Source organism: Cupriavidus sp. SS-3, from assembly GCF_035818815.1.
Taxonomy (GTDB): Bacteria; Pseudomonadota; Gammaproteobacteria; order Burkholderiales; family Burkholderiaceae; genus Cupriavidus; species Cupriavidus taiwanensis_C.
Map to the genome: position 1 here is coordinate 331996 of NZ_JAYLVT010000002.1, position 25911 is coordinate 357906.

At 68.3% G+C, this 25911-nt stretch carries 24 protein-coding genes; 6 read left to right on the plus strand and 18 right to left on the minus strand.

All coding sequences use genetic code 11. The annotated features are described in order from the left end of the window. The first annotated feature begins 128 nt into the window (after positions 1 to 128). Complete coding sequence (locus U9J39_RS04910; protein WP_326346643.1) at positions 129 to 1823, plus strand: long-chain fatty acid--CoA ligase; 1695 nt, start codon at positions 129 to 131, stop codon at positions 1821 to 1823. Between the two features lie 84 nt (positions 1824 to 1907). Here U9J39_RS04910 and U9J39_RS04915 read toward each other — a convergent pair whose 3' ends face one another. Further along, the gene (locus U9J39_RS04915; protein WP_116312896.1) at positions 1908 to 2708 is read right to left on the minus strand and encodes an ankyrin repeat domain-containing protein; all 801 of its coding nucleotides are present in this window, start codon (positions 2706 to 2708) and stop codon (positions 1908 to 1910) included. Between the two features lie 17 nt (positions 2709 to 2725). Further along, positions 2726 to 3490, minus strand: a complete 765-nt coding sequence (locus U9J39_RS04920; RefSeq protein WP_115680793.1) for a gamma-glutamylcyclotransferase — start codon at positions 3488 to 3490, stop codon at positions 2726 to 2728. A gap of 267 nt (positions 3491 to 3757) precedes the next feature. Here U9J39_RS04920 and U9J39_RS04925 point away from each other — a divergent pair, with 267 nt between their 5' ends. Next, positions 3758 to 4078, plus strand: coding sequence for a hypothetical protein (locus U9J39_RS04925; RefSeq protein ID WP_062801360.1), 321 nt, complete (start codon positions 3758 to 3760; stop codon positions 4076 to 4078). 80 nt (positions 4079 to 4158) lie between these two features. Here the strand turns inward: U9J39_RS04925 and U9J39_RS04930 are convergent, their stop codons facing one another. The 7 genes from U9J39_RS04930 to U9J39_RS04960 form a co-directional block, all read right to left on the minus strand. Then, positions 4159 to 4506: an FKBP-type peptidyl-prolyl cis-trans isomerase gene (locus tag U9J39_RS04930; RefSeq protein WP_018008195.1), complete on the minus strand. Its 348-nt coding sequence runs from the start codon at positions 4504 to 4506 to the stop codon at positions 4159 to 4161. A gap of 62 nt (positions 4507 to 4568) precedes the next feature. Beyond that, positions 4569 to 5117, minus strand: coding sequence for a YaeQ family protein (locus U9J39_RS04935; protein ID WP_012353517.1), 549 nt, complete (start codon positions 5115 to 5117; stop codon positions 4569 to 4571). 97 nt (positions 5118 to 5214) lie between these two features. Then, positions 5215 to 5523: a hypothetical protein gene (locus tag U9J39_RS04940; protein WP_115680790.1), complete on the minus strand. Its 309-nt coding sequence runs from the start codon at positions 5521 to 5523 to the stop codon at positions 5215 to 5217. A gap of 112 nt (positions 5524 to 5635) precedes the next feature. Further along, entirely contained in the window at positions 5636 to 6223 is a 588-nt protein-coding gene (locus U9J39_RS04945; protein ID WP_115710375.1) for a YceI family protein, read from the minus strand. 5 nt (positions 6224 to 6228) lie between these two features. After that, on the minus strand, positions 6229 to 6612 hold the full coding sequence (locus U9J39_RS04950) for an MAPEG family protein (RefSeq protein ID WP_115710373.1): 384 nt from the start codon (positions 6610 to 6612) through the stop codon (positions 6229 to 6231). A gap of 66 nt (positions 6613 to 6678) precedes the next feature. Beyond that, positions 6679 to 6921 carry an RNA-binding S4 domain-containing protein gene (locus tag U9J39_RS04955; protein ID WP_115680787.1) on the minus strand — a complete coding sequence of 81 codons (243 nt, stop codon included), beginning with the start codon at positions 6919 to 6921 and terminating at the stop codon, positions 6679 to 6681. Next, complete coding sequence (locus U9J39_RS04960; RefSeq protein ID WP_326346644.1) at positions 6921 to 8678, minus strand: glutamine--tRNA ligase/YqeY domain fusion protein; 1758 nt, start codon at positions 8676 to 8678, stop codon at positions 6921 to 6923. The genes U9J39_RS04955 and U9J39_RS04960 overlap by 1 nt, the downstream gene beginning before the upstream one ends. A gap of 222 nt (positions 8679 to 8900) precedes the next feature. Between U9J39_RS04960 and U9J39_RS04965 the strand changes: the two genes are divergently transcribed. Then, complete coding sequence (locus U9J39_RS04965; RefSeq protein WP_326346645.1) at positions 8901 to 10337, plus strand: CoA transferase; 1437 nt, start codon at positions 8901 to 8903, stop codon at positions 10335 to 10337. Here the strand turns inward: U9J39_RS04965 and U9J39_RS04970 are convergent. The 3 genes from U9J39_RS04970 to U9J39_RS04980 form a co-directional block, all read right to left on the minus strand. Beyond that, positions 10334 to 10951, minus strand: coding sequence for a pyridoxamine 5'-phosphate oxidase family protein (locus U9J39_RS04970; RefSeq protein WP_115710368.1), 618 nt, complete (start codon positions 10949 to 10951; stop codon positions 10334 to 10336). The genes U9J39_RS04965 and U9J39_RS04970 overlap by 4 nt on opposite strands. A gap of 290 nt (positions 10952 to 11241) precedes the next feature. Next, positions 11242 to 12867 carry a gamma-glutamyltransferase gene (ggt, locus tag U9J39_RS04975; protein WP_326346646.1) on the minus strand — a complete coding sequence of 542 codons (1626 nt, stop codon included), beginning with the start codon at positions 12865 to 12867 and terminating at the stop codon, positions 11242 to 11244. Between the two features lie 48 nt (positions 12868 to 12915). Next, a complete protein-coding gene (locus U9J39_RS04980) occupies positions 12916 to 13893 on the minus strand; it encodes a Bug family tripartite tricarboxylate transporter substrate binding protein (protein WP_115680782.1) in 978 nt (325 codons plus the stop codon). Positions 13894 to 14053: 160 nt separating this feature from the next. On the opposite strand from U9J39_RS04980, the gene U9J39_RS04985 reads away from it, so the two are divergent. After that, complete coding sequence (locus U9J39_RS04985; RefSeq protein WP_115710362.1) at positions 14054 to 14938, plus strand: LysR substrate-binding domain-containing protein; 885 nt, start codon at positions 14054 to 14056, stop codon at positions 14936 to 14938. Between the two features lie 95 nt (positions 14939 to 15033). Here U9J39_RS04985 and U9J39_RS04990 read toward each other — a convergent pair whose 3' ends face one another. Both U9J39_RS04990 and U9J39_RS04995 read right to left on the minus strand, forming a co-directional pair. After that, positions 15034 to 16536 carry a tripartite tricarboxylate transporter permease gene (locus U9J39_RS04990; protein WP_115680780.1) on the minus strand — a complete coding sequence of 501 codons (1503 nt, stop codon included), beginning with the start codon at positions 16534 to 16536 and terminating at the stop codon, positions 15034 to 15036. A 13-nt stretch (positions 16537 to 16549) separates the two neighbouring features. After that, the gene (locus U9J39_RS04995; protein ID WP_115710360.1) at positions 16550 to 17011 is read right to left on the minus strand and encodes a tripartite tricarboxylate transporter TctB family protein; all 462 of its coding nucleotides are present in this window, start codon (positions 17009 to 17011) and stop codon (positions 16550 to 16552) included. 383 nt (positions 17012 to 17394) lie between these two features. Here U9J39_RS04995 and U9J39_RS05000 point away from each other — a divergent pair, with 383 nt between their 5' ends. Next, positions 17395 to 19176, plus strand: coding sequence for a potassium/proton antiporter (locus tag U9J39_RS05000; RefSeq protein WP_116312893.1), 1782 nt, complete (start codon positions 17395 to 17397; stop codon positions 19174 to 19176). Positions 19177 to 19291: 115 nt separating this feature from the next. Here U9J39_RS05000 and U9J39_RS05005 read toward each other — a convergent pair whose 3' ends face one another. The 3 genes from U9J39_RS05005 to U9J39_RS05015 form a co-directional block, all read right to left on the minus strand. Next, a complete protein-coding gene (locus tag U9J39_RS05005; protein ID WP_115680777.1) occupies positions 19292 to 20287 on the minus strand; it encodes a tripartite tricarboxylate transporter substrate binding protein in 996 nt (331 codons plus the stop codon). Between the two features lie 29 nt (positions 20288 to 20316). Continuing rightward, complete coding sequence (locus U9J39_RS05010; protein WP_115680776.1) at positions 20317 to 20772, minus strand: DUF2214 family protein; 456 nt, start codon at positions 20770 to 20772, stop codon at positions 20317 to 20319. Between the two features lie 124 nt (positions 20773 to 20896). Continuing rightward, entirely contained in the window at positions 20897 to 22117 is a 1221-nt protein-coding gene (locus tag U9J39_RS05015; protein ID WP_326346647.1) for a CaiB/BaiF CoA transferase family protein, read from the minus strand. Positions 22118 to 22410: 293 nt separating this feature from the next. Here U9J39_RS05015 and alaS point away from each other — a divergent pair, with 293 nt between their 5' ends. Next, positions 22411 to 25035, plus strand: coding sequence for an alanine--tRNA ligase (alaS, locus tag U9J39_RS05020; RefSeq protein WP_115710355.1), 2625 nt, complete (start codon positions 22411 to 22413; stop codon positions 25033 to 25035). A gap of 110 nt (positions 25036 to 25145) precedes the next feature. On the opposite strand, the gene U9J39_RS05025 is transcribed toward alaS, so the two are convergent. Then, complete coding sequence (locus tag U9J39_RS05025; protein ID WP_115710353.1) at positions 25146 to 25910, minus strand: slipin family protein; 765 nt, start codon at positions 25908 to 25910, stop codon at positions 25146 to 25148. Position 25911: the final 1 nt, after the last annotated feature.

A 25911-nucleotide genomic window follows, 5' to 3' on the forward strand; every position in this document is an offset into this window, starting at 1 on the left:
TGCAACGCCCGCGGCCGCCCTCGCACGCGCCGTGCGGGAAGTCACCGGTTGAAAATAGAACGATCGTTCGGTTATAGTCCTTGACCATACGACAGACCCGGTCCGCGAGACCGCACAGGAGACCCTTCATGCCGAACCCCGACCGCCCGCATTTCCAGTTCTGGCCAAAGCGCCTGCCGCCCGCCATCGTGCTGCCGGAAACATCGCTGTGGGCCAACCTGGAGGTCTCGGCGCTGCGCTATGCCGACAAGGCCGCGATCCGCTATTTCGGCAACGCCATCAGCTTCCGTGAGCTGCAAGACCAGGCCACCGCGCTGGCCGGCTGGCTGCAGCAGAAGGCGGGTGTGAAGAAGGGCGACCGGGTGCTGCTGTACATGCAGAACTGTCCGCAGTTCATCGTCAGCTACTACGCCATCCTGCGCGCCGACGCGGTGGTGGTGCCGGTCAACCCGATGAACCGCGCCGAGGAATTCAAGCACTACGTCACCGACGCCCAGGCGCGCGTGGCGATCTTCACCGCCGACCTCGCCGCCGGCGTCGAGCAGGCGCAGGCCGAGCTGGAGCCGGCGCAGCGCCTGCAGCACCTGCTGGTGACTCAATACGCCGACGCGCTGCCGCCGGCCCACGAACATCCGGAAGACGCGCCGCCGGCCTGGCTGACCACGCCGCATCCGTTGCCCGCCGGCGCCACCACGTGGGCCGACGCGCTCGGCGCGGGGCTGCAGCCGGGGCCGCATACCGCCGGCCCGGACGACATGGCGGTGATGCCGTACACCTCGGGCACCACCGGCTTCCCCAAGGGCTGCATCCACACCCACCGCTCGGTGATGCACAACATCGTCGGCGGCGCGACCTGGTCGGGCTCGGGCGCGGAGTCGGTGGTGCTGTCGGTGCTGCCGCTGTTCCACGTCACCGGCATGCAGTACGGCATGAACGGCCCGATCTACAGCGGCGCCACCGTGGTGATGCTGCCGCGCTGGGACCGCGAAGTGGCGGGGCGCCTGATCTCGCGCTACCAGGTCACGCACTGGACCAATATCCCGACCATGGTGATCGACTTCCTGGCCAGCCCCAACCTGGCCGAATTCGACCTGTCGAGCCTGCGCTATATCGGCGGCGGCGGCGCGGCCATGCCGCAGGCGGTGGCCGAGCGCCTGCGCGAGCAGTTCGGGCTGAATTACCTGGAGGGCTATGGCCTGTCCGAGACCATGGCGCCGACCCACAGCAACCCGTCGGACCGGCCCAAGCTGCAGTGCCTGGGCGTGCCGACCTTCAACACCGACGCGCGCGTGATCGACCCGGTCACGCTCAAGGAGCTGCCGCCCAACGAGATCGGCGAGATCATCGTCAGCGGCCCGCAGGTGTTCAAGGGCTACTGGGGCAAGGAGGAAGCCACCCGCGAGGCCTTCATCGAGTTCGAGGGCAAGACCTTCTTCCGCACCGGTGACCTGGGCCGCATGGACGAAGAGGGCTACTACTTCATCACTGACCGGCTTAAGCGCATGATCAATGCGTCGGGCTTCAAGGTGTGGCCGGCCGAGGTCGAGAACCTGCTGTACAAGCACCCGGACGTGCAGGAAGCCTGCATCATCGGCACCCGCGACCCATACCGCGGCGAGACCGTCAAGGCGGTGGTGGTGCTGCGCGCCCATGCCAGGGGCAAGACCACGCCCGAGCAGATCATCGACTGGGCGAAGGACAACATGGCCGCCTACAAGTACCCGCGCGTGGTGGAATTCGTCGAGGCGCTGCCGAAGTCGGGCACCGGCAAGGTGATGTGGCGGCAGCTGCAGGAAAGCGAGAACGCACGGGCCGGCGCCTAGGCCAAGAGGCAGAAGGGGGTACTCCCTCTCCCCTCATGGGGAGAGGGAGTACACAATCGCGAGCGTGGTGGCGGGTGCGCAGCCTCAATGGCCGCGCACCCGCATCAGCATCTTCACCATGGTCTTGTAGCCGCGCTGGCGCGCATGGCGCGTTGGCGTCACGCCTTCGCGGTCGGCCAGGTTGGCGTCGGCGCCCGCGTCCAGCAGCAGCTGCACCGTATCCTCGTAGCGCGCGCTGCCGTCCCCCAGGATCACCGCCTCCAGCAGCGCGGTCCAGCCCAGGTCGTTGACGTGGTCGACGGCGATGCCGGCCTTGAGCAGCAGCTTCACAACTTCCACGTGGCCCTGCTGGCTGGCCACGATCAGCGCGGTGCCATGGTAGCGGTCGGTGCTGGCGAGGTCGGCGCCGTGCGCCAGCGCCAGCCGCACCATGTCGGCCTGGCCGCTGGCGGCCGCCAGCAGGAACGGGCTGTTGGCATCGGCATCCTTCAGGTTGACGTCGGCGCCGGCCAGCATCAGCGTGCGCGCGACCTCGGTGTGGCGGTTCTGCACGGCCGCCAGCAGCGCGCTGTGGCCACGTTCGTCGGCGGCGCGGGCCGAGGCGCCGGCGGCCAGCAGGCGCGCCACCAGGGCCTGGTCGCCGGCGCTGGCGGCGGTGATCAGGTTGCGGTCGAGCGTGCCGATGGCGTCGCGACGTGCCGGCGCCTGCGTGGCGGGGGTGCGCGGCAGGCGCGCCGCGGGCGGGTTGGCGGCGCCGCCGGCGGGACGCGCCGCCAGGGTCTGGCCGCCCTGCGCCGCCAGCAGGCCGCCGCCCATCAGCAAGCCCACCAGCCCCAGCAACTCATTGAGTGCCTGTCTGCGGGTGCGGGCGGCGGGGCGCGTCATGGCGGCAGCTCCTGGGCTCAGACGGTTTCGTGAGGGCTGGTCGGCAGCGTGGCGTGGTCCGGCACCTGGCCGCCGGCAGGTTCGGCGGCATCGGCGGCATCGGCGGCATCGCCCGCTTGCAACTGGCGCCAGAGCCGCCCGAGGTAGGGATCGTCGACGCCGTTGGTGGCCAGTCCCAGCAGGGTCTGTTGCAGGTACTCGCGTGCCGGCCCGTAGAGGCCGGTGGCGTGGCGCAGCCGCTCCACCACGCTGGTGTCCGGCAGCCGGCCGGCGTAGGCCTCGTGGGAGCGGTTCATGACGAAGGCCAGCGCGCGCTGCTCCGGCGCGCCGGCGGCGCCAACGCGGATGCGCAGCCAGCGCGGATGGTAGGCGCCGGTCAGCATCTCGCGGCGCCACAGCACGCGGAACTCCTGCTCGACCACATGGCTGGGCACGCGGAAGGCCATGCCGTGGCAGCAGCCGCCGCGGTCGAGGCCCAGCACCAGCCCGGGATTGTCCCAGGTGCCGCGGTTGATACGGGAATAGAGGTAGAAGCCGCGGTGGTAGCCGTGCACCGTGGCGCGCTGGCGCTCGGTGTGCACCACCATCGGGTTCCAGATCAGCGAGCCGTAGCCGAACACCCAGACATCGCCGCCCAGCGCGGGATCGTCGGGGCGGCGCGCCAGCGTATCGGCCAGCGACTGTTCCAGCGCGGCCTCGGGCAACAGCGAGGACGCAACCGGGGTGCTGCACAGCGAGGTGCGCAGCCGGTCGGATTCGAGGTCCTGTCGCGTGATGCCCATGCTGCAAGCATAAATCAAAGCGGCGTCCCGGGCGGGTCGCGGAAATGCCACAAGTGGCACTTTTACTCGGAATTGTCCGAGTCAGCGGTCGCGGTGTGGGCGCCAGACAACGGTCGCGGCCGCGTGTCGCCGTTGCCACGTGCGATGGCGGTGCGGCGGCGCGCCTTGTCGGTGGTCAGGCCGGCGCGAAATGCGGTGCAATGGCGCGCCGCTTGCGCCGCCGAGTCCTTACAATGGGGCCTCAATCCAACCCAGGGGGAACCTGCGATGGCACGTACGCTTACGGTGGTGTTCGGCAGCGGCAAGGAATATGACTTCACGATCGGCACGGACGAGCTGGCCGCGGTCACCGAGGATGCCGCCTGGCGCTGGTTCGACCGGGAATACACCGAGCTGGACTGCCAGGCCTCGAGCCCGGTGGGCAAGGTGCTGGTGATCGACAAGATCCTGAACGTCGCCAAGTTCTCTGGAGAAGCGCGCTTCTCCGGCGATGCTGCCTGGGCGCAGGACTATGCGCGCCATGCGGCGCGGCTGCTGGACCGGGACAAGGTCCGCGTCGATGTCGGCAACGCCGCCATCGGTTTCTGAGAGCGTCCGGGCTGAATGCTTCGGCCGGGACGCCGCTCCTGCTGGCGCGGGAGCGGCGGCGCCGGCCTGAATCGCTAGCTTTAAACCGCCAGCAGTTCCACTTCAAACAGCAGCGTCGCGTTCGGCGGAATCACGCCGCCGGCGCCGCGCGCGCCATAGCCCAGGTCGGCCGGGATCACCAGGCGGCGCACGCCGCCGACCTTCATGCCTTGCACGCCCTCGTCCCAGCCGCGGATCACATGGCCGGCACCCAGCGGGAACACGAACGGGTCGTTGCGGTCCTTGCTCGAATCGAACTTGCGGCCGGCCTGGCCGTTCTCGTACAGCCAGCCGGTGTAGTGCACGGTGACGTGCTTGCCGGCGGTGGCTTCGGCGCCGGAGCCGACGGTGGTGTCTTCGTATTGCAGGCCAGAGGGCGTGGTTTGCATGGCGTGGTTTCCTTGCGATGGAAAAGACGTGGACAGGGAAGATGAGCGCAGCGCCGCTGCGCTCAGGCTTGGGCGCGCTGGAGCACTTCCAGCGTCAGTTGTACGTTGCGGTCGTCGTCGGCCACCCAGATATCGCCGTCCTGGATCGTCACCGACAGGCGCATGGCGCGCTGCGCCAGCGCGGCCAGCGCGTCGACGGCCTCCGCCGGGACATTGTAGACGGTCACATTGCGCAGCTTGCCGGCCTTGCCCGCCATGCCCTTCCACCATTCGCGCGCACTCGCGGCATTGTAGGTGTAGACGGTCACGCGCTCGGCGCGCGCCGCGGCGCGTTTCAGGCGGGCTTCGTCGGGCTGGCCCAGTTCGACCCAATGGGCGATGTCGCCGGTCAGGCGCTTGTCCCACAGGTCGGGCTCGTCGGGTTCGTCGAGGCCGCGGGTAAAGGCCAGGGTTTCGCTGGCTTCGCAGGCAAAGGCCAGCAGGCGCACCATCATGCGCGCGTCGTTCTCGGACGGGTGCTGGGCGATGGTCAGGCTGTGGCTGCCGTAGTAGGGCCGGTCCATGTCCGACACGGACAGTTCGGCCTTGAAGATGGTGGATTTGAGCGCCATGAGGTGAGGTAAGCGGCAGGCGCCCCGGGCTGGGGTGCGTACGACGCAAAAGGCCGCATCATACGCGATTCAGCCCCGTCGATTCAAAGCCCGCGCCTCAGCGCTTGCGGTATTCCTTCAGGTAGAAGCGCAGCAGCGCCGACACCAGCAGGGTGCCGAGGAAGGCCGCCGCCACCAGCAGTGCCTGGCCCGGCGGGGTGTCGAGCTGGCCGGCCAGGCCAAGGCGAAACAGCCAGGTGCCGACCATCATCGCCAGGAACGGCATCAGCAGCGCGCCGCGCCCGTAGGTGCGTACTGCCCACAGCGGGAAGCGGCGCAGGAAGTCGCCCGGAATGCTGCAGGCCAGGCAGGCCCCGGCAGCCGCCAGCGCGGCGGCCACGATGTCGCCGGAATGAATCTCGAACATGGTCTCTGTCTCGCGTCGCCGCACACGCGGACGGGCGTGGCAGGGATTTTGCAAAGCGCTGATTCTACAAGAGAAATTTGTGGCGCAGGTGACGAGTAGGGTAAGCGCGGAGTCAGCGCGGAAGGCTTGCGGCAGGCGATGCCTCGACCGCCACTTGCAGCGTAACGATGTCGCCGACCTCAGGGAGGAACCGGGTCATGCCAAAGGCACTGCGCGGCACTTCGGCGCGGAAGTCGCCCCCGCAGACTTGGCGGCGCACGCCGAACAGCGTGACCTCGCCGCAGCGGAAACGCTCGGCCGTGAGGCGCACGGGCCGGGTCACGCCGTGCAGCGTCAGCTCGCCCTCCACGGCGACAAGGCGGCCGGCTTCCGTCAGGAACCGGTCAGCACGCAGCCGCGCCACCGGATGCTCGGCAATATCGAAGAACTGTGGCGAGCGCAGCACGCCATCCAGCGTGCGGTTGCCGGTATCGACCGAGCCCAGGTCCACGGTCACGTCGATTGCGCCGGCGCCGCTGTCCGCGTCATAGAGCAGGCGCCCGTCGAGCTTGCCGAAGCGCCCGCGCACCGAGCTGCGCTCGAAATGGCTGGCGGAGAAATAGACGGTGGTATGGGCCGGATCCAGGGTGTACTCGACCGGCGCCGCGTGGGCGGCGGTGATGCCGATGGCGGCCATGAGCACCAGCGCGCGCAGGCCCATGGGCGTCAGTGGACAAAGACCGGCAGCAGGAAGATCCCCACCACGGTCAGGTAGCCGATGGTCCAGCACAGCGTGCGCAGGGTGGCGCGGTCGGTGATGTAGCACAGGGTGTAGAGCAGGCGCACCGCGATGAAGGCCATCGCCAGTTCGTCGATGCGGGCCTGCGGCGCCTGCAGCAAGGTGGCGCTCAGCACCGCCGCGGCAAAGAAGGGGAAGGCCTCGAAATGGTTGCGGTGCGCCAGGTCGGCGCGGCGCGCGCGGCCGGATTGCCGGTCCAGCCAGCCGCGCGGGTCATGGTTGTCGTAGCCCGGCGCGCTGGCCTTGGCGATGGCCACCGTCGCCAGCGGCAGCACGCCGGCCAGCAGCACGCACCAGAAAGCGATCGGCATAGTCGTCCTTTCGGTTGCTGTGCCGGCGCTGGCCGCCTGGGGCGGCGCGCCGGCTGGTCCGCGCGTTCAGGCGGCGACCACGCGGATCTCGATGCCCGCCAGGCCCACCACCTGCCCGGCGCGGATCTTGGCAGTCTTGCGCGATTCGGGCGCGCCGTCCACCGAGACTTCGCCGGCCGCGACCAGCGCCTTGCCGGCGCCGCCGCTGTCGCATACGCCCGCCAGCTTGAGCAGGTCATTGAGGGCGATGAACTCGCCCTCGAGCGGGAAGGTGATGGTCTGCACGGCTGCCTTGCCAGGTCTGCCCATTACTTGCCCCAGCTGTCTTTGAGGCCGACGATGCGGTTGAACACCGGCTTGCCCGGCGTCGAATCGCTGCGGTCGGCGACAAAGTAGCCATGGCGCTCGAACTGGAAGCGGTCTTCCGGCTGCGCCTCGCGCAGGCCCGGCTCCAGGTAGGCGGTGATCACCTGCTTGGAATCCGGGTTGAGCGCATCGAGGAAGTTCTTGCCGCCGGCATCCGGGTTGGGATCGCTGAACAGGCGGTCGTACAGGCGCACCTCGGCTTCATACGCATGCGCCGCGCTGACCCAGTGGATCACGCCCTTGACCTTGACGCTGTCGGCGCCCGGCGTGCCGCTCTTGGTGTCGGGCAGATAGGTGGCGTGCACCGCCACGACGTTGCCGTCGGCGTCCTTGTCCACGCCGGTGCACTCGATCACATAGCCGTACTTCAGGCGCACCTTGTTGCCGGGGAACAGGCGGAAGTAGCCCTTGGGCGGCGCCTCGTTGAAGTCCTCGCGCTCGATCCACAGCTCGCGCGACAGCGGGAACACCCGCTTGCCCAGTTCCGGCTTCTTGGGGTGGACCGGCGCCGAGCATTCCTCGCTCTGGCCTTCGGGGTAGTTGTCGATGATCAGCCTGAGCGGGTCCAGCACGGCCACGCCACGGGCGGCACGGCCGTCGAGGTCGTCGCGCACCGAGCCTTCGAGCGTGCTCATGTCGATCCAGCTGTCGGCCTTGGCCACGCCGACGCGGTCGCAGAACAGCTGGATCGATTCCGGCGTGTAGCCGCGGCGGCGCACGCCCACCAGCGTGGGCATGCGCGGATCGTCCCAGCCATCGACGCGCTTTTCGTCGACCAGCTGCTTGAGCTTGCGCTTGCTGGTGATGGCGTAGGTCAGGTTCAGCCGTGCGAACTCATACTGGTGCGGCAGCGGGTCGCGGAACACGCCGCTGTCGCGCAGGTGCTCCAGCACCCAGTCGTACAGCGGGCGGTTGTTCTCGAACTCCAGCGTGCACAGCGAGTGGGTGATGTTCTCCAGCGCGTCCGAGATGCAGTGCGTGAAGTCGTACATCGGGTAGATGCACCACTTGTCGCCGGTGCGGTGGTGATGCGCGTGGCGGATGCGGTAGAGCACCGGGTCGCGCATGACGATATTGGGCGCGGCCATGTCGATCTTGGCGCGCAGCACGTGCTCGCCGTCGCCGTACTTGCCGGCGCGCATGTCGCGGAACAGCTGCAGGTTTTCCTCGACGCTGCGGTCGCGGAAGGGCGAGGCCTTGCCCGGCTCGGAGAAATTGCCGCGGCTGGCGGCGATCTGCTCGGCCGACTGGCTGTCGACGTAGGCGGCGCCGCGCTCGATCAGCGTCTCGGCAAAGGCGTAGAGCTGGTCGAAGTAGTCGCTGGCGTAGTACAGGTGCGGCTGCGCGGCGCCGTCCTTGCCGGTGCTGTCCCAGGAGAAGCCGAGCCAGTGCACGGCGTCGATGATGGAGTCGACGTATTCGGTGTCTTCCTTGACCGGGTTGGTGTCGTCGAAGCGCAGGTGGCAGCGGCCGCCGTAGTCGCGCGCCAGCCCGAAGTTCAGGCAGATGCTCTTGGCGTGGCCGATATGCAGGTAGCCGTTGGGCTCCGGCGGGAAGCGGGTGATGACGGCCGGCAGCGGCTCGCCCTGCTGGTCCTGGCGCCCGGCGTACGTGCCGGCGGCGAGGTCCTGGTCGATGATGCTGCGCAGGAAGTTGGAGGCGGCTGGGGTGCTGTCGGTAGGCTTGTTGTCGTGGCTCATGATGGCGCCGGTTGGCCGGCCGCAAGCGCCTGCAAGGCGTGGGGCCGGGTCGTCGGATTGCGTGGCGGAATGCCAATAGCGGGATTTTACCGTGCCGGCGGCGCCGCACGCCTTGAGCACCGGCTCATTTGTGGTCTTGTCCGTTGCCGCGCGCCGGCCGCCGCACCGCAAAGTGATGTGTCGGAGTAGCATGGAGCGTGACCCATCGCATCAGGAACGCCCATGAATGCCCCCACCGTTGCGGCACAAGTGCCGCCCATGCCCCACGATGTCGTTGCCGCGCTATGGCGCGATGCCGGCCTGCCCGCCGGGGCGCTGGCCCACCTGCGCCTGGATGGCGCCGAGCCGGTGCTGCCTTCGAGCTTTGCCGTGGGCACCGCGGCGCAGGCCAGCCTGGCCGCGTCGGCGCTGGCCGCCGCCACGCTGTGGCAAGGGCGCAGCGGCCACGGGCAGCAGGTCAGCGTCGACATGCGCCACGCCATCACCGAGTTCCGCAGCGAGCGCTACCTGCGCGTCGATGGCGGCCCGGCACCGGAACTGTGGGACCGGATCGCCGGCATCTACCGTTGCGGCGACGGCCGCTGGGTCCGCCTGCACACCAATTTCCCGCATCACCGCGACGGCGTGCTGCGCCTGCTCGGATGCGCCTATGACAAGGACGCGGTACAGGCGGCGCTGGAAAAATGGGAAGCCGAGGCGTTCGAAACGGCTGCGTCCGACGCCGGCCTGGTCGTGGCTGCGCTGCGCAGCTTCGACGCATGGGACCGCCATCCGCAAGCCGCGGCGCTGCGCGGCCTGCCGCCGGTAACACTGGAGCGGATCGGCGACGCCCCGCCGCAGCCGCTGCCGGCGCCGCTGTCCGCGGACGCGCAGCCGCTGTCGGGCGTGCGCGTGCTCGACTTCACCCGCATCATCGCCGGCCCGGTGGCGGGCCGCACGCTGGCCGCGCATGGCGCCGACGTGCTGCTGGTGACCGCGCCGCACCTGCCGTCGATCGCACCGCTGGTGATCGACACCGGCCGCGGCAAGCGCAGCTGCCAGCTGGACCTGCGCGATGCCGACGACAAGCGCACGCTGCACAAGCTGCTGCACGGCGCCGACGTGCTGGTGCAAGGCTACCGGCCGGGCGGCCTGGCCGAACTGGGCGCCGGCCCGGAGGCCGCCGCGCGCGCCCGTCCGGGCATCATCTATGTGTCGCTGAGCGCGTATGGCCACGTCGGGCCGTGGGCGCACAAGCGCGGCTTCGATTCGCTGGTGCAGACCGCCACCGGCTTCAACCACGCCGAGGCGGAAGCCGCGGGCGGCGACACGCCGCGGCCGTTGCCGGCCCAGGTGCTGGACCACGCCGCGGGCTACCTGCTGGCGTTCGGCGCCATGGCCGCGCTGCACCGGCGCGCGGTGGAGGGCGGCAGCTGGCATGTGCGCGTGTCGCTGGCGCAGGTGGGGCAGTGGCTGCGCGGGCTGGGGCGCGTGACGGACGGGCTCAAGGCGCCAGAGCAGAAGATCGACGACGTGGCCGATCTGCTCGAAGCGGTGCCGTCCGGCTTCGGCATGCTGACGGCGGTGCGCCACGCCGCGCAGCTGTCCGCGACGCCGGCGCGCTGGACGCTGCCGTCCGAGCCGCTCGGCACGCATGCGCCGGAGTGGCTGCCGCGCTAGTAGAGCGTGGTGCGCTGCCGCTCGGGCAGCTCGCGATCATAGGCGGCGCCGTCGATGGCGTTGCCGCTCAGCGTGGCCAGGATCTCGCCGTTGCTCGGCAGGGTCTGGCGCGCGACCTGCGACTGCGCGGCCCACAGGCGCGAGCGGATCAGCGCGCGGGCGCACTGGAAGAACACCGCCTGCACCGTGATCACCAGCACCGTGGTCGGCGCCTTGCCGTCGACCACGCAGCGCGCGATCAGCGCCGGATCGACGCTGATCTGCGCGGTGCCGTTGACGCGGATGGTCTCGTTGATGCCGGGAATCACGAACAGCAGGCCCACGCGCGGATCGGCAACGATATTGCGCAGGCTGTCGATGCGGTTGTTGCCGCGCCGGTCCGGCAGCAGCAGCGTGCGCTCGTCCAGCACCTGGACGAAGCCGGGCGCGTCGCCGCGCGGCGAGCATTCGGCCCAGTCCTGGCCCACCGTCGACAGCAGGCAGAACGGCGCCGCCTCGATAAAGGCCTGGTAGTGCGGGTGCAGGTAATCGACTTGCTTGGACAGCGAGGGCGCCGCCGGTTGCGCGTAGAGCGCTTCCAGTTCGGCCAGCGTGGTGATGGCGTGCGGGGTCATGGCAGGCTGGGCAGTGGGGCTGGGAGGCGAAAGCGTCAATGTAGCGCACAATTCTCGCGCTGCCGCTTGCAGCAAGCTCCCCTCGCCCGCTTGCGGGAGAGGGGCGGGGGAGAGGGCCGGCGGGTCAAAGGCTGACGCCCGTGGGTGAAAACCAAAGGCTTCGCTCCGTTTGGTACCTTGCTAGCCCACCGCTCACCCCGGTCCCTCTCCCCATGAGGGGAGAGGGAGAACACCTTGCTTGGGCGAGTTCGGGCGGCGTTGGCGCACCCAAAACCGCGCTTTTTTTTGCCTTAGAACCCCACCGCCTGCCCGTCGCGCCGGCTGTCGCTGGCGGCGACGTAGCCGTGCTCGGCGTCGTCCGACATTCGCCAGATGAACTGGCCCGAGCCGAAGTCCATGTACGGATCGTCCACCGACTTGAGCTGGTGGCCGCGCGCCTTCAGGCCCTCGACCGTGGCCGAGTCCATGGTGCCTTCCACGTCCAGCGTGAAGTCGCGGTTGACCTTCCAGCGCGGCGCGCAGCAGGCCGCCTGCGGCTGCTGGTTGTAGTCGAGCATGCGCACCACGGTCTGCACGTGGCCCTGCGGCTGCATGTCGCCGCCCATCACGCCGAAGCTCATCACCGGCTGGCCGTTCTTGGTCAGGAAGGCCGGGATGATGGTGTGGAACGGACGCTTGCCGCCCGCGACCACGTTGGCGGACCTGGGATCCATCGAGAAGCCGACGCCGCGGTTCTGCAGGCTGATGCCGGTGCCCGGCACCACCACGCCCGAGCCGAAGCCCATGTAGTTCGACTGGATGAACGAGATCATCATGCCGTTCTCGTCCGCCGCGGTCAGGTAGATGGTGCCTCCGACCTTGGGCATGCCGAAGTTGAAATGCGTGGCGCGCTGCATGTCGATCAGTTTGGCGCGCGACTTCAGGTAGGCGTCGTCCAGCATCTGTTCGGGCGTGACTTCCATGCTGCGCGGATCGGCCACGTACTGGTACAGGTCGGCGAAGGCCAGCTTCATGGCTTCGATCTGCAGGTGCTGCGAATCGACCGAATCCACCGGGATCGAGGCCAGGTCGAACTGGTCGAGGATGCCCAGCGCGATCAGCGCGGCGATGCCCTGGCCATTGGGCGGGATCTCGTGCAGTTCATAGCCGCGGTAGGACTTGCTGATCGGCTTGACCCAGTCGGGCTGGTAGTTGCGCAGGTCGTCGAGCGTCATCGCGCCGCCGCACTGCTTGCTGAAGGCGGCGATCTTCTCGGCGATCGCGCCTTCGTAGTAGGCGCGGCCGCGGGTCGCGCCGATCTGGCGCAGGGTCTCGGCGGCGTCCTTCATGGTGAACTTCTCGCCCACCGCCGGGGCGCGGCCGTTGGGCATGAAGGTCTCGGCGTAGCCGGGCTGGTCCTTCAGTTCAGGCACCGCGGCGGCCCACTTGTGCGCCACCACCGGCGGCACGGCGTAGCCGCGCTCTGCGATCTCGATCGCGGGTTCCATCAGATCCGCGAACGGCAGCTTGCCGAAACGCTCGTGCAGCGCGGCCCAGCCGGCGACCACGCCGGGGACGGTGACCGAGTCCCAGCCGCGGATCGGGCGGTTGGCGAGGCCGTTGGCGTCGGTGCCGTATTTGGCCTTGAAGTATTCCGGGCTCCATGCCGCCGGCGCCACGCCCGACGAGTTCAGGCCATGCAGCGACTTGCCATCCCACAGGATGGCAAAGGCGTCGCTGCCCAGGCCGCACGACACCGGCTCGACGATAGTGATGGCGGCGGCCGCGGCGATGGCGGCATCGACGGCATTGCCGCCCTTGAGCAGCATGCGCAGGCCGGCCTGCGCGGCCAGCGGGTGCGAGGTCGAGACCACGTTGCGCGCAAACAGCGGAATGCGCACGGACGGGTAGGGGTTGGTCCAGTTGAAGTTCTGCATGGGTATGTCCTTTGTGCTCGGTGCGCGCGGGGGCGCTCGGTGGCGTATTTATTCTGCCGTGATCTTGCGATCCCTGATCAGCTTGCCCCAGCGCGCGCTGTCCTGCTTCACCATGGCGGCGAACTGGGCGGGCGTGCCGCCGACCGGTTCGGCGCCCAGCTTGGCCAGCCGTTCCTTCACCTCGGGCGACTGGATGGCCTTGTTGAACTCGGCATTGAGGCGGTTGACGATATCGGCCGGCATGCCCTTGGGGCCATAGATGCCGAACCAGGTATCGGAGACGAAGCCTGGCAGGCCCGATTCGCTGACGGTGGGGATTTCCGGCGCCAGCGGCGAGCGTTTGGCGCTGGTCACCGCCAGCGCCTTGAGCTTGCCGTCCTTCACATGCGGCAGGCCCGAGACGATGCTGTCGAACAGCACCTGCACCTTGCCCGAGATCAGGTCAGGCACGGCCAGCGCGGTGCCGCGGTAGGGGATGTGGGTGATGAACACGCCCGCCTGCGTCTTGAACGCCTCGGTGGTCAGGTGCACCACGGTGCCATTGCCGCTCGAGGCGTAGTTCAGCTCGCCGGGATGCTTCTTGGCGTAGTCGACCAGCTCGCGCACGTTCTTTACCGGCAGGCTGTTGGGCACCACCAGCACGTTGGTGGCGATCGCGACCTGGCCCACCGGCGTGAAGTCGGTCTCGGTCTGGTACGGCAGCCGGGGATTGATATGCGGCCCGATCGCATGCGTGCTGGTGGTGGCGATCAGCAGCGTATAGCCATCGGGCGCGGCCTTGGCGGCCATGTCGGAGCCGATCGCGCCGCCCGCGCCGGGACGGTTGTCGACCACGATCTGCTGGCCCATGTTGCTGCCCACCTTCTGCGCGATGGCGCGGGCCAGCAGATCGGTCGCGCCGCTGGCGGGGAAAGGCACGAGCAGCCGGATCGGCTTGCTCGGGTAGCTGTCGGCCAGTGCGGGGGTGGCGGCCAGGCACAGGCCGATGCCGAGGCCGGTGCCGAGGCGGCGCAGCCAGGATGTCATGGGTGTCTCCGAGAATCACGCGCAGGGCGGATTGATGATCGGCCTTCATTATTCCGTGCCGCCGGTCACAAAGAAAGCTAATATTTCTTTCCGATGTCGCAAGAATTTTTTAAGTATCGAACGCCATGGCGACACCGGCGTTCCTTGCCTGGTGTGCAGCATGAGCACTGTCCGTTTCCTCCGAACCTTCGTCGCCGTGGCCGAGCACGGCTCGTTCGCCGCCGCCGCGGCGCAGGTGGCCCTGACCCAGGCCGCAGTCAGCCTGCAGATGCGTGCGCTGGAGACCGAGCTGCGCCGCGAGCTGTTCGACCGCAACGGCCGCGTGGCGGTGCTTAATGCGGATGGCCGCGCGCTGCTGCCGCAGGCGCGCAAGCTGCTGGCGCTGTATGACGAGATGCGGCTGCCGCTGGCGTCGGCCGAAGCCATGGCGGGCGCGGTCGCGGTGGGCGCGGTGGTGTCGGTGATGGGCGGCCTGTCGCACGCGGTGGCGCGCATGAAGCGCACCTATCCGGCCCTCGATGTGAGACTGGTCGGCGCCAAGTCGATCGAGCTGGCGGCGCAGGTGGAAGCCGGGGAACTCGACGCCGCCATCCTGGTGGAAGGCGCGGCACGCGTGCCGGGCACGCTGCGCTGGACGCCGCTGTACCAGGAGCCGCTGGTGGCCATCGCCGCGCGCGGCAGCCCGGGCCGCGACGCGCGCGAGGCGCTGGCGGCCAACCCCTACCTGCGCTTCGACCGCAGCCAGCGCACCGGCGTGCTGGTCGAGCGCGCGCTGCGCCGCGCCCACCTGAAGGTCAATGAGTTCCTGGAGCTGAACGCGATCGAGGCGCTGGTCGAACTGGTGCGGCAGGAGGTGGGGGTGACGGTGGTGCCGCTGCTGCGGCGCGCGCGCTGGCGCGACGACGACGCCTTGCGCGTGCTGCCGCTGCTGGTCAACGGCGCGCCGGTGATGCGCCAGATCGGCATGCTGGAGCGGCGCGACCACGGCCGCGGGCAGGTCACGGCGGCGGTGCGGGCGGCCTGCAGCGAACTGTTCGGGGCCTAGCGGCCACTGGCGACGGACGGTGGACGAAAAAAAGGGCACCTTGCGGTGCCCTTCAGCTTTGTTGCCGCCGGCGCCAGGCCGGCGATGTTCCCTGCTTATTCTTCCTGGAACGCTTCTTCGCGCTTGGCCTTGATCGACGGCAGCGCCACGATCACGACCAGCACCGCGGCGGCGATCAGCAGGCCCAGCGACAGCGGGCGCGTCACGAACACGCTGAAGTCACCACGCGACAGCAGCAGCGAGCGGCGGAAGTTCTCTTCCATCATCGGCCCCAGCACGAAGCCGAGCAGCAGCGGAGCGGGTTCGCAGCGCAGCTTGATGAACAGGTAGCCGATCACGCCGAAGGCAGCGGTCTGGAACACGTCGAAGGTGGTGTTCTGGACCGAGTACACGCCGATGCAGCAGAAGGTCAGGATGGCCGGGTACAGATAGCGGTAGGGCACCTTCAGCAGCTTCACCCAGATGCCGATCAGCGGCAGGTTCAGCACGATCAGCATCAGGTTGCCGATCCACATCGAGGCGATCAGGCCCCAGAACAGCGCCGGGTTGCTGGTCATCACCTGCGGGCCGGGCTGGATGTTGTGGATGGTCATAGCCCCCACCATCAGCGCCATCACCGCGTTGGGCGGAATGCCCAGCGTCAGCAGCGGGATGAACGAGGTCTGCGAAGCGGCGTTGTTGGCCGATTCCGGACCCGCCACGCCTTCGATCGCGCCCTTGCCGAATTCCTGCGGATACTTGGAGGTCTTCTTCTCCAGCGAGTACGCCGCGAACGAGGCCAGCGAGGCGCCGCCGCCCGGCAGGATGCCCAGCGCCGAGCCCAGCGCCGTGCCGCGCAGCACGGCCGGGATCATGCGCTTGAAGTCGTCCTTGGTCGGGAACAGGTTGGTGATGTGGTCGGTGAAGGTCTCGCGGTGTTCCTTCTGCTCCAGGTTGGCGATGATTTCAGCAAAGCCGAAGATACCCATTGCCACCGAGACGAAGTTCAGGCCGTCGGTCAGTTCCGGCACGTCGAACGAGAAGCGCGCGGCGCCCGAGTTGACGTCGGTACCGACCAGGCCCAGCAGCAGGCCCAGCACGATCATGGCGATGGCCTTGACCAGCGAACCCGAGGCCAGCACCACGGCGCCGATCAGGCCCAGCACCATCAGCGAGAAGTACTCGGCCGGGCCGAACTTGAACGCCAGTTCCGACAGCGGCGCGGCAAACGCGGCCAGGATCATGGTGGCGACGCAGCCGGCGAAGAAGGAGCCCAGGCCCGCGGTCGCCAGCGCCACCCCCGCTCGCCCTCGCCTGGCCATCTGGTAGCCATCGATGGTGGTCACCACCGACGACGATTCACCGGGCAGGTTCACCAGGATGGCGGTGGTCGAACCGCCGTACTGGGCGCCGTAGTAGATGCCGGCCAGCATGATCAGCGCGGCCACCGGCGGCAGCGTGTAGGTCACCGGCAGCAGCATGGCGATGGTGGCCAGCGGCCCCAGGCCCGGCAGCACGCCGATCAGGGTGCCCAGCACGCAGCCGAGGAAGGCGTACGCGAGGTTCTGGAAGGTCAGGGCGGTGGAGAAGCCCAGACCCAGGTTGGTGAGTAGTTCCATGTTGGCGGCCTCCTTAGCTTGCCAGGAAAGCCGGCCACACCGGCATCTGCAGGTTGATGCCGTACACGAACGCGCCCAGGCTGATCAGCACCAGGATGACCGCGTTCAGGATGGCACCCTTCCAGCTGAACTCGTGGCTGGCCATCGACGACACCAGCACCAGCACCAGCACCGACAGCACCATGCCCAGCGGCTTCAGCAGCAGGCCGAACAGCACCACCGAACCGAGGATCCACAACAGCGTCTTGATGTCCCAGCGGGCCAGGCTGTCTTCTTCCGACTTGGACGACAGCGAGCCGAACAGCACCAGCACGCCCAGCAGGGCGAGCACGATGCCGAGCCAGAACGGGAAGTATCCCGGTCCCATTTTTGCGGCGGTTCCCATGGAATAACCGCGCGCGACCCAGGAAAAGCCGAATCCGACCAGGATGAACATCAGGCCGGAGGCAAAGTCCTTTTGGCTACGTATGCGCAAAGTGAATCTCCTCGATAAGACTGCTTGAAATCTGCGGCGGGCCTCTTTGCTGGTTTTGTTGCATTGCATCAATGCAGCGAATTCCGGAGGCCTTCCGACGGGCAGGGTGGAAGGTAAGGGGGCGACCTTTCAGCTACCTTTCAGATGTCTGCAAATGGGGTCATGGTTCGGGTATCCCCTAGTGAGAGCCCGCTTAAAAGTGCCGCTGCGCCAGGCTGCAGGCGGCCTGGCGGGTTGCGGCCCCGGCCGCTGCGCTATCATCCGGAACGGTCTTGCGCGCCATGGCGGCCCACCGTGCCGGCAGGGTTCTGAAAGGTTCTGAAAGGTTCTGAAAGGTCCTGAAAGCTTCCGCAGGCGAATCCCCAGGCAACACAAGGAGCGTTTTGGAAAGCATCGACCATGTCATCCTGCTCGGCGCCGTCGTGATGTCGCTGGGCATCGTGCTGGGCGCGTTCTCGGCGCGCTTTGGCGTGCCGGTCCTGCTGGTGTTTCTGGCCGTGGGCATGCTGGCCGGCGTGGACGGCCCCGGCGGCATCCGTTTCTCCGATACGTGGCTCAGCTTCCTGGTCGGCAACCTGGCGCTGGCCATCATCCTGCTCGACGGCGGGCTGCGCACCCGCTTCGCCACCTTTCGCGTCGCGCTCAAGCCGTCTCTGTCGCTGGCCACGGTCGGGGTGCTGGTGACCGCCGCGCTGGTGGGGATATTCGCCGCCTGGCTGCTGGGCATCGACTGGCGGCTGGGGCTGCTGCTGGGGGCCATCGTCGGCTCGACCGACGCCGCCGCGGTGTTCTCGACGCTCAACAGCAGCGGCATCCGGCTCAAGGACCGGGTCGCGAGCGTGCTGGAGATCGAGTCCGGCATCAACGACCCGATGGCGATCTTCCTGACGCTGACGCTGATCGAATGGCTGACCGCGCCCGAGGGCCTGACGCCGCTGGGGCTGGTGCTGCGCCTGCTGGTGCAGTTCGGCGTGGGCGGCGTGCTGGGGCTCGGGCTTGGTTATTGCCTGGCCAATGTGCTGGAGCGCACGCGCGTGGCTGAAGGGCTGCAGTCGATCCTGCTGTGCTCGGGCGGCGCGATGGTCTTTGCCATCGTGCAGAGCGCCGGCGGCAGCGGCTTCCTGGCGGTGTACCTGACCGGAATGCTGATCGGCAACCGCGAGCGCGCCGTCACCGCCGACACCATGCGCGCCATGGACGGCATGGCGTGGCTGGCGCAGTCCGCCATGTTCCTGCTGCTGGGCCTGCTGGTGGCGCCGCACCGGATCTGGGAAGTCGCCGGCCCCGCGGTGGCGGTGGCGGCCTTCCTGATGCTGGTGGCGCGGCCGGTGGCGGTATGGCTGGCGCTGCTGCCGTTCCGTTTCAACGCGCGCGAGACCGGCTTTATCGCCTGGATGGGCCTGCGCGGCGCGGTGCCGATCGTGCTGGCGCTGTTCCCGCTGCTGCGCGAGGTGCCGCAGTCGGGCCTGCTGTTCCGCATTGCCTTCGCGGTGGTGCTGGCCAGCCTGCTGTTCCAGGGCACCACCGTGGCGGTGGCGGCGCGGCTGGCACGCGTGCTGCGCCCCGGCTACCCCGAGCCGCTGGCGCGCTCGCGCCTGCGGGGCACGCGCGCGCCGATCCTGGAAGTGATGCAGTTCGAGGTCGGGCCCAACGCGCCGGTCGAGAACGTGCGCGCCGACCAGCTGGAGCTGCCGCCGCGCTGCCGGCTGCTGACGGTGGCCCGCGATGACGCGCTGGCCGAGCCCGGCCAGACGGTATTGCGCGCCGGCGATGCAGTCTGCGTGCTGGGACCGACGGTCTCGTTGCCGCTGCTGTCGGCGCTGTTCCAGACGCCGGGCCGGGGACCCACCTGGGAACAGGTCTCGCACGATTTCCTGCTGTCGGGCGACGCGCCGTTGCGCGACGTGGCCGCGCTCTACGGCACGCGCGAACTGACCGCTGACGAGGAGCCATTGACGCTGGAAAGCGCGATGCAGCGCGCGTTCACGTCGCCACCGGTAGAGGGCGACAGCGTCGTGATCGCGGGGCTGCCGCTGACGGTAACGCGCATGGAAGGTGCGCAGATCGTGCAGGTGGGGTTGCTGCTGCCGCGGCTGGAGGGGGATTCGGGCGGGAAGTTGTGGGTGCGGCGGCGCAAGGGGGGCGAGAGCCGCGAAGGTGTGTAATCGCTGCCGGTTTGCGCCCCTCTCCCCGTGAGGGGAGAGGGAGAACACCTCTTGCTAAGGCTAGCTCGTGCGGCTTGGGAGCACCAGAACCGCTCTTCCTCTCGCTGTTTGGGGGTCAGTCGACCTTCGCCCCAGACACCTTCACGATCTGCGCATACTTCTTCAGTTCCTTCTGGATCAGCGCCGCGAACTGCTCCGGCGTGGTCGGCGCCGGCTGGGCGCCGATGCGGGCCAGGCGGGCCTTCATGTCGTCGGTCTTCAGGATCGCCACGATCTCGTGGTTCAGCTTTTCCACGATCTCGCGCGGCGTGTTGGCCGGCGCGAACACGCCAAACCACGTCGAGATGTCGAAGCCTTCCAGCCCCAGTCCCTTGCCGGCCTCGGCAATGGTCGGCAGGTCCGGGAAGGATGCGGCGCGGCCGGCGGTGGTGACGGCGAAGGCCTTGAGCTTGCCCGCCTTGATATTGGCCGACGCCGACGCCAGGTTGTCGAAGATCAGGTCGGTCTGGCCCGACAGCACCGACAACTGCGCGGGCGACGCGCCGTTGTAGGGGATATGGACCATGCTGACTTTCGCCATGCTCTTGAACAGCTCGCCCGACAGGTGGCCGGCGCTGCCGTTGCCGCCCGAGGCGTAGTCCAGCTTGCCCGGGTTCTTGCGCGCGTAGGCGACCAGGTCGCGCACGTTGTCGATATGCAGCTCGGCGGCCTTGCCCGGGTGCATCACCAGCACGTTGGGCACGTCGGCGACCAGCGTGATCGGCGCGAAGTCTTTCACGGGGTCGTACGGCATCTTGCTGAACAGGGTCGGGTTGATCGCGTGCGTGGCCACCGCGCCCATGACGATGGTGTAGCCGTCGGCCGGCTGCTTCGCAACGTAGTCCGCACCCAGGTTGCCGCCGGCGCCCGGCTTGTTTTCCACGATCACGGGCTGGCCCAGGCTGTCGCGCAGCTTGTCGCCGATGGCGCGCGCCACGGTGTCGAGCGGGCCGCCGGCCGGGTAAGGCACGACGAAACGGACCGGCTTGGTCGGGTAGGCGTTGGTGGCGGCAACGGCGGCGGCCGGCACCAGGGCCGCGGTCAGCGCGGCGGCGAGCAGTTTCTTCAGCATGTTGCGGAGGACAAAAGGGATAGGGATTCTCAGCGGGCCCCGATGCCGCGCGCCATCATCACGGCGCACAGCGGCAGCAGGATCACCAGGTGCGATTCGATCATGACCCAGCGCCGCGCCGCCTTGATCTCGGACGGCGGCGGCACGTAATCGGGCAGCCTGCGCGCCTGCTTGCGCCAGCGCGCGATGGCGAGGGTCGGCGGCAGCGAACACAGCGCGATCAGCACGAACACCCCCATCTTGGCGTGGAACCACGGGTTGTGCAGGTAGAAGTCCGCGCCCTTGGCGCCGTAGAACAGGCGCAGCAGGCCGGTGGCCAGCGCCAGCATCGCCGACAGGAAATAGAACAGGTCGTACAGCGACAGGCGCCGCACGGTGGCCGGGGTCAGGTCCGGGCGCAGCGCCACGGCCTCGGCGGCCATCAGCGTGATCAGGACAAAGATCGCCAGGAAATGCAGGAAGGCGAGGATGGCGTCGGTCAGCATGGGTTCTCCTTCGCTTTGCACGGGCGCGCGCAAAGGCGCGGGCCCGGGGAAAGTACTTCAGTGGGGACTGAACTTCCGGAAAGCACCCGCGGCCGGCTGGCCCGCCGCGGGCAGGAGGAGAATCTTACAGCACACCTTTTGCACGAAGTGCGGCGATCTGCGCAGGGCTGTAGCCCAGGGTCTGGGCCAGCACCGTGTCGGTGTGCTCGCCCAGCAGCGGCGGGTGGCGCAGCGCCTGCGGCGGGGTCGCGCTCATCTTGATCGGGCTGCCGACCAGCCTGACCTCGCCCGCGCTCGGGTGGGGCAGGTCCACGCGCAGGCCGCGCGCCTTGACCTGGTCGTCCTCGAACACGTCGTCGAGCGTGTTGATCGGGCCGCACGGCACGCCCGCGGCTTCCAGGTCGCGGATCCACTGGGCGCGCGTGCGCGGGCGCACCATCTCGGCCAGGATCGGCACCAGCACGTCGCGGTTGGCCACGCGCTGCGGATTGGTGGCAAAGCGTGGGTCGTCGGCCAGCTCGGGCTTGCCGCCGTCGGTGACGAACTTGCGGAACTGCCCGTCGTTGCCCACCGCGACGATGATCCAGCCGTCGGCGGCCTGGAAGGTCTGGTAGGGGACGATGTTCGGATGCGCGTTACCCCAGCGGCGCGGCGCCTCGCCGCTGGCGAGGTAATTCGTGTTCATGTTGGCGAGCATGGCCACCTGCACGTCGAGCAGCGCCATGTCGATGTACTGGCCCTCGCCGGTGCGGTCGCGGTGGGCGAGTGCCGCCAGCACCGCGATGGTGGCGTACTGGCCCGTCATCAGGTCGGAAATCGCCACGCCGGCCTTCTGCGGGCCGCCGCCGGGCAGATCGTCGCGCTCGCCGGTCAGGCTCATGAAGCCGCCCATGCCCTGGATGATGAAGTCATAGCCGGGACGCGCGGCGTACGGGCCGGTCTGGCCGAAGCCGGTGACCGAGCAGTAGACCAGGTCCGGCTTGACCTGCTTCAGCGAGTCGTAGTCCAGGCCATATTTCTTCAGCTGGCCGACCTTGTAGTTCTCCAGCACCACGTCGCTCTGCGCGGCCAGGTCGCGCACGATCTGCTGGCCTTCCGGCGTGCTGATGTCGCACGTGACCGAGCGCTTGTTGCGGTTGGCAGCCAGGTAGTAGGCGGCCTCGGCGGTGTCGCGGCCGTCTTCGTCCTTGAGCCAGGGCGGGCCCCAGGTGCGGGTGTCGTCGCCGGCGCCGGGGCGCTCGATCTTGATCACATCGGCGCCGAAGTCGGCAAGGTTCTGGGCGCACCACGGCCCGGCGAGGACGCGGGTGAGGTCGAGGACGCGGAGATGGCTCAAGGCTCCCATGGCGGTATTCAAGGCAGAGGTAAGGCGGGATCGGATCCGGGATGCGGTGGTCGGCACGCCCCGGAAACAGGGCGGCGCGGGCTGGCTGCACTGTACCACCGGCCAACCGCCGTTGCCGCCATAAGTGATTTATGCGTATCTCGATGCGGTGGGATTCAGGGCGATAGCCGGCCGCTTCCCGGGCCCCGTGGCTGACCTGCCCGGCGGCCTGCCTTGCCCGTATAATCAACGGTTTGCAAATCCCATACTGATTCGTCGCGCCCGGCCACGCCAGGGCAAGCGTCCGCCATCCCATGAAAGTCTCAGACATTCGCAGCAAGTTCCTGCAGTTCTTCGAATCGAAGGGCCATACCGTGGTCCGCTCGTCCAGCCTGGTGCCGGCGAACGACCCGACGCTGCTGTTCACCAACTCCGGCATGGTGCAGTTCAAGGACGTGTTCCTGGGCACCGACAAGCGCCCGTACAGCCGCGCCACCTCGGCGCAGCGCTCGGTGCGCGCCGGCGGCAAGCACAACGACCTCGAGAACGTGGGCTACACCGCCCGCCACCACACCTTCTTCGAGATGCTGGGCAACTTCTCGTTTGGCGACTACTTCAAGCGCGAAGCCATCCAGTACGCATGGGAACTGCTGACCAAGACCTACCAGCTGCCGGCCGAGAAGCTGTGGGTCACGGTCTACGCCGAAGACGACGAGGCCTACGACATCTGGGCCAGGGAAGTCGGCGTGCCGGCCGAGCGCATCGTGCGCATCGGCGACAACAAGGGCGCGCGCTATGCCTCGGACAACTTCTGGCAGATGGCCGACACCGGCCCGTGCGGCCCGTGCTCGGAAATCTTCTATGACCACGGCCCCGACGTATGGGGCGGCCCGCCGGGATCGCCCGAGGAAGACGGCGACCGCTACATCGAGGTCTGGAACCTGGTGTTCATGCAGTTCAACCGCGACGAGCAGGGCAACATGACGCCGCTGCCCAAGCCGTGCGTCGACACCGGCATGGGCCTGGAGCGCATCGCCGCGGTGCTGCAACACGTGCACAGCAACTACGAGATCGACCTGTTCCAGGCGCTGATCAAGGCCGCCGCGCGCGAGACCCATATTGACAACCTGAACCAGAACTCGCTGAAGGTCATCGCCGACCATATCCGTGCGTGCGCGTTCCTGATCGTCGATGGCGTGATCCCCGGCAACGAAGGCCGCGGCTACGTGCTGCGCCGGATCATCCGCCGCGCCATCCGCCATGGCTACAAGCTGGGCCAGAAGACCCCGTTCTTCCACAAGCTGGTGCCGGACCTGGTCGAGCAGATGGGCCAGGCCTATCCGGAGCTGGCCGAGGCGCAGTCGCGCGTGACCGAAGTGCTGAAGGCCGAGGAAGAGCGCTTCTTCGAGACCATCGAGAACGGCATGGCCATCCTCGACGCCGCGCTGGCCGAGCTCAAGCTCAAGGGCGGCAAGACGCTGGACGGCGAACTCGCCTTCAAGCTGCACGACACCTTCGGCTTCCCGCTGGACCTGACCCAGGACGTGTGCCGCGAGCAGGAAATCGGCGTGGACGAGGCCGCCTTCGACGCCGCCATGAACCGCCAGCGCGAACAGGCGCGCGCCGCCGGCAAGTTCAAGATGGCCGCCGGCCTCGAGTACACCGGCGACAAGACCGTGTTCCACGGCTACGAGAAGCTGGAGCTGCCGCAGGCCAGGGTCACCGCGCTGTACGTGGATGGCGCCGCAGTGCAATCCATGCAGCCGGGCCAGACCGGCGTGGTGGTGCTCGACAACACCCCGTTCTACGCCGAGTCCGGCGGCCAGGCCGGCGACCAGGGCGTGCTGCAGGCCGGCAATGCCACCTTCGCCGTGGCCGATACCACCAAGATCCAGGCCGACGTGTTCGGCCACCAGGGCACGCTGCAGGGCGGCGCGCTCAAGGTGGGCGATGCCGTGTCGGCGCAGGTCGACGCGCTGCGCCGCGCGCGCACCGTGCGCAACCACTCGGCCACCCACCTGATGCACAAGGCCCTGCGCGAAGTGCTGGGCAGCCACGTGCAGCAGAAGGGCTCGCTGGTGGACGCGGACAAGACCCGCTTCGATTTCTCGCATAACGCCGCGCTGACCGACGCGCAGATCCGCCAGGTCGAAGAGATCGTCAACGCCGAGATCCTGCGCAACGAAGACACCCACGCCGAGATCATGCCGTTCGACGACGCGGTCAAGAGCGGCGCGATGGCGCTGTTCGGCGAGAAGTACGCCGACGACGTGCGCGTGCTGTCGATCGGCACCTCGAAGGAACTGTGCGGCGGCACCCACGTGCACCGCACCGGCGATATCGGCCTGTTCAAGATCGTGATGGAAGGCGGCGTCGCCGCCGGCATCCGCCGCGTCGAAGCCATCACCGGCGACAACGCGCTGCATTACCTGCAGGGCCTGGACGCCAGGCTGAACGAAGCCGCCGCCGTGCTGAAGGCGCAGCCGTCCGAGCTGGTGCCGCGCATCGGCCAGGTGCAGGAGCAGGTGCGTGCGCTGGAAAAGGAGCTGGAGCGCCTGAAGAGCAAGCTGGCCGCGTCGCAGGGCGACGAGCTGGCGGCGCAGGCGGTCGACGTGAAGGGCCTGAAGGTGCTGGCCGCGCAGCTGGACGGCGCCGACGTGAAGACCCTGCGCGAGACCATGGACAAGCTCAAGGACAAGCTGCAGAGCGCCGCCATCGTGCTGGGTGCGGTCGCCGACGGCAAGGTCAGCCTCATCGCCGGCGTCACCGCCGATGCCACGGGCAAGGTCAAGGCCGGCGAGCTGGTCAATTTTGTCGCCCAGCAGGTGGGCGGCAAGGGCGGCGGCCGTCCCGACATGGCCCAGGCCGGCGGCACCGAGCCGGCCAAGCTGCCGCAGGCGCTGGCGGGTGTCAGCGAGTGGGTGGCTGGCAAGGTCTGAACGGCTAAGGGTTTGCTCCCCTCTCCCGCATGCGGGAGAGGGAGTACACAATTGGTCGAGGCCACGTTGTCATAAAAGCAGGAAGGGCGCCCCGGCGCCCTTCCTGCTTTTTATTTTTCCGGCGTTCCCTTGCCGCCGCCCAGCGTCGTCAATAAATCGATCGGCAGCGGAAACACGATGGTCGAGCTCTTGTCCCCCGCGATCTGCGTCAGCGTCTGCATGTAGCGCAGCTGCATCGCCTGCGGCTGCCGCGCCAGCATCTGCGCCGCTTCCAGCAGCTTCTCCGAGGCCTGCAGTTCGCCTTCGGCATGGATCACCTTGGCGCGCCGCTCGCGTTCGGCCTCGGCCTGGCGGGCGATGGCGCGGACCATGGTCTCGTTCAGGTCGACATGCTTGATCTCGACGTTCGAGACCTTGATGCCCCAGCCGTCGGTCTGCGCGTCCAGCGCCTGCTGGATGTCGAGGTTGAGCTTCTCGCGCTCGGCCAGCATCTCGTCCAGCTCATGCTTGCCCAGTACCGAGCGCAGCGTGGTCTGCGCCAGCTGGCTGGTGGCTTCGAGGAAGTTCGCCACCTGGATGATGGCGCGTTCGGGATCGACCACGCGGAAATACACCACCGCATTGACTTTGACCGAGACGTTGTCGCGCGAGATCACGTCCTGCGGCGGCACGTCCATCACCACCGTGCGCAGGTCGACCCGGACCATCTGCTGTACCGCCGGGATCAGCAGCACCAGTCCCGGGCCCTTGACCTTCCAGAACCGCCCGAGCATGAACACCACGCCGCGTTCGTATTCGCGCAGCACGCGGAACGAGGTGATCACCAGCAGTGCCAGCAGGAAGATCACACCGCCGAAGCTGAATCCGTAGGCCATG

What these genes read in the sequence shown, in the direction of transcription:
- U9J39_RS04910 (WP_326346643.1), top strand. Translation starts at nt 129, where the DNA reads ATGCCGAACCCCGACCGCCCGCATTTCCAGTTCTGGCCAAAGCGCCTG.
- U9J39_RS04915 (WP_116312896.1), bottom strand. Translation starts at nt 2,708, where the DNA reads ATGACGCGCCCCGCCGCCCGCACCCGCAGACAGGCACTCAATGAGTTG.
- U9J39_RS04920 (WP_115680793.1), bottom strand. Translation starts at nt 3,490, where the DNA reads ATGGGCATCACGCGACAGGACCTCGAATCCGACCGGCTGCGCACCTCG.
- U9J39_RS04925 (WP_062801360.1), top strand. Translation starts at nt 3,758, where the DNA reads ATGGCACGTACGCTTACGGTGGTGTTCGGCAGCGGCAAGGAATATGAC.
- U9J39_RS04930 (WP_018008195.1), bottom strand. Translation starts at nt 4,506, where the DNA reads ATGCAAACCACGCCCTCTGGCCTGCAATACGAAGACACCACCGTCGGC.
- U9J39_RS04935 (WP_012353517.1), bottom strand. Translation starts at nt 5,117, where the DNA reads ATGGCGCTCAAATCCACCATCTTCAAGGCCGAACTGTCCGTGTCGGAC.
- U9J39_RS04940 (WP_115680790.1), bottom strand. Translation starts at nt 5,523, where the DNA reads ATGTTCGAGATTCATTCCGGCGACATCGTGGCCGCCGCGCTGGCGGCT.
- U9J39_RS04945 (WP_115710375.1), bottom strand. Translation starts at nt 6,223, where the DNA reads ATGGGCCTGCGCGCGCTGGTGCTCATGGCCGCCATCGGCATCACCGCC.
- U9J39_RS04950 (WP_115710373.1), bottom strand. Translation starts at nt 6,612, where the DNA reads ATGCCGATCGCTTTCTGGTGCGTGCTGCTGGCCGGCGTGCTGCCGCTG.
- U9J39_RS04955 (WP_115680787.1), bottom strand. Translation starts at nt 6,921, where the DNA reads ATGGGCAGACCTGGCAAGGCAGCCGTGCAGACCATCACCTTCCCGCTC.
- U9J39_RS04960 (WP_326346644.1), bottom strand. Translation starts at nt 8,678, where the DNA reads ATGAGCCACGACAACAAGCCTACCGACAGCACCCCAGCCGCCTCCAAC.
- U9J39_RS04965 (WP_326346645.1), top strand. Translation starts at nt 8,901, where the DNA reads ATGAATGCCCCCACCGTTGCGGCACAAGTGCCGCCCATGCCCCACGAT.
- U9J39_RS04970 (WP_115710368.1), bottom strand. Translation starts at nt 10,951, where the DNA reads ATGACCCCGCACGCCATCACCACGCTGGCCGAACTGGAAGCGCTCTAC.
- ggt (WP_326346646.1), bottom strand. Translation starts at nt 12,867, where the DNA reads ATGCAGAACTTCAACTGGACCAACCCCTACCCGTCCGTGCGCATTCCG.
- U9J39_RS04980 (WP_115680782.1), bottom strand. Translation starts at nt 13,893, where the DNA reads ATGACATCCTGGCTGCGCCGCCTCGGCACCGGCCTCGGCATCGGCCTG.
- U9J39_RS04985 (WP_115710362.1), top strand. Translation starts at nt 14,054, where the DNA reads ATGAGCACTGTCCGTTTCCTCCGAACCTTCGTCGCCGTGGCCGAGCAC.
- U9J39_RS04990 (WP_115680780.1), bottom strand. Translation starts at nt 16,536, where the DNA reads ATGGAACTACTCACCAACCTGGGTCTGGGCTTCTCCACCGCCCTGACC.
- U9J39_RS05005 (WP_115680777.1), bottom strand. Translation starts at nt 20,287, where the DNA reads ATGCTGAAGAAACTGCTCGCCGCCGCGCTGACCGCGGCCCTGGTGCCG.
- U9J39_RS05010 (WP_115680776.1), bottom strand. Translation starts at nt 20,772, where the DNA reads ATGCTGACCGACGCCATCCTCGCCTTCCTGCATTTCCTGGCGATCTTT.
- U9J39_RS05015 (WP_326346647.1), bottom strand. Translation starts at nt 22,117, where the DNA reads ATGGGAGCCTTGAGCCATCTCCGCGTCCTCGACCTCACCCGCGTCCTC.
- alaS (WP_115710355.1), top strand. Translation starts at nt 22,411, where the DNA reads ATGAAAGTCTCAGACATTCGCAGCAAGTTCCTGCAGTTCTTCGAATCG.
- U9J39_RS05025 (WP_115710353.1), bottom strand. Translation starts at nt 25,910, where the DNA reads ATGGCCTACGGATTCAGCTTCGGCGGTGTGATCTTCCTGCTGGCACTG.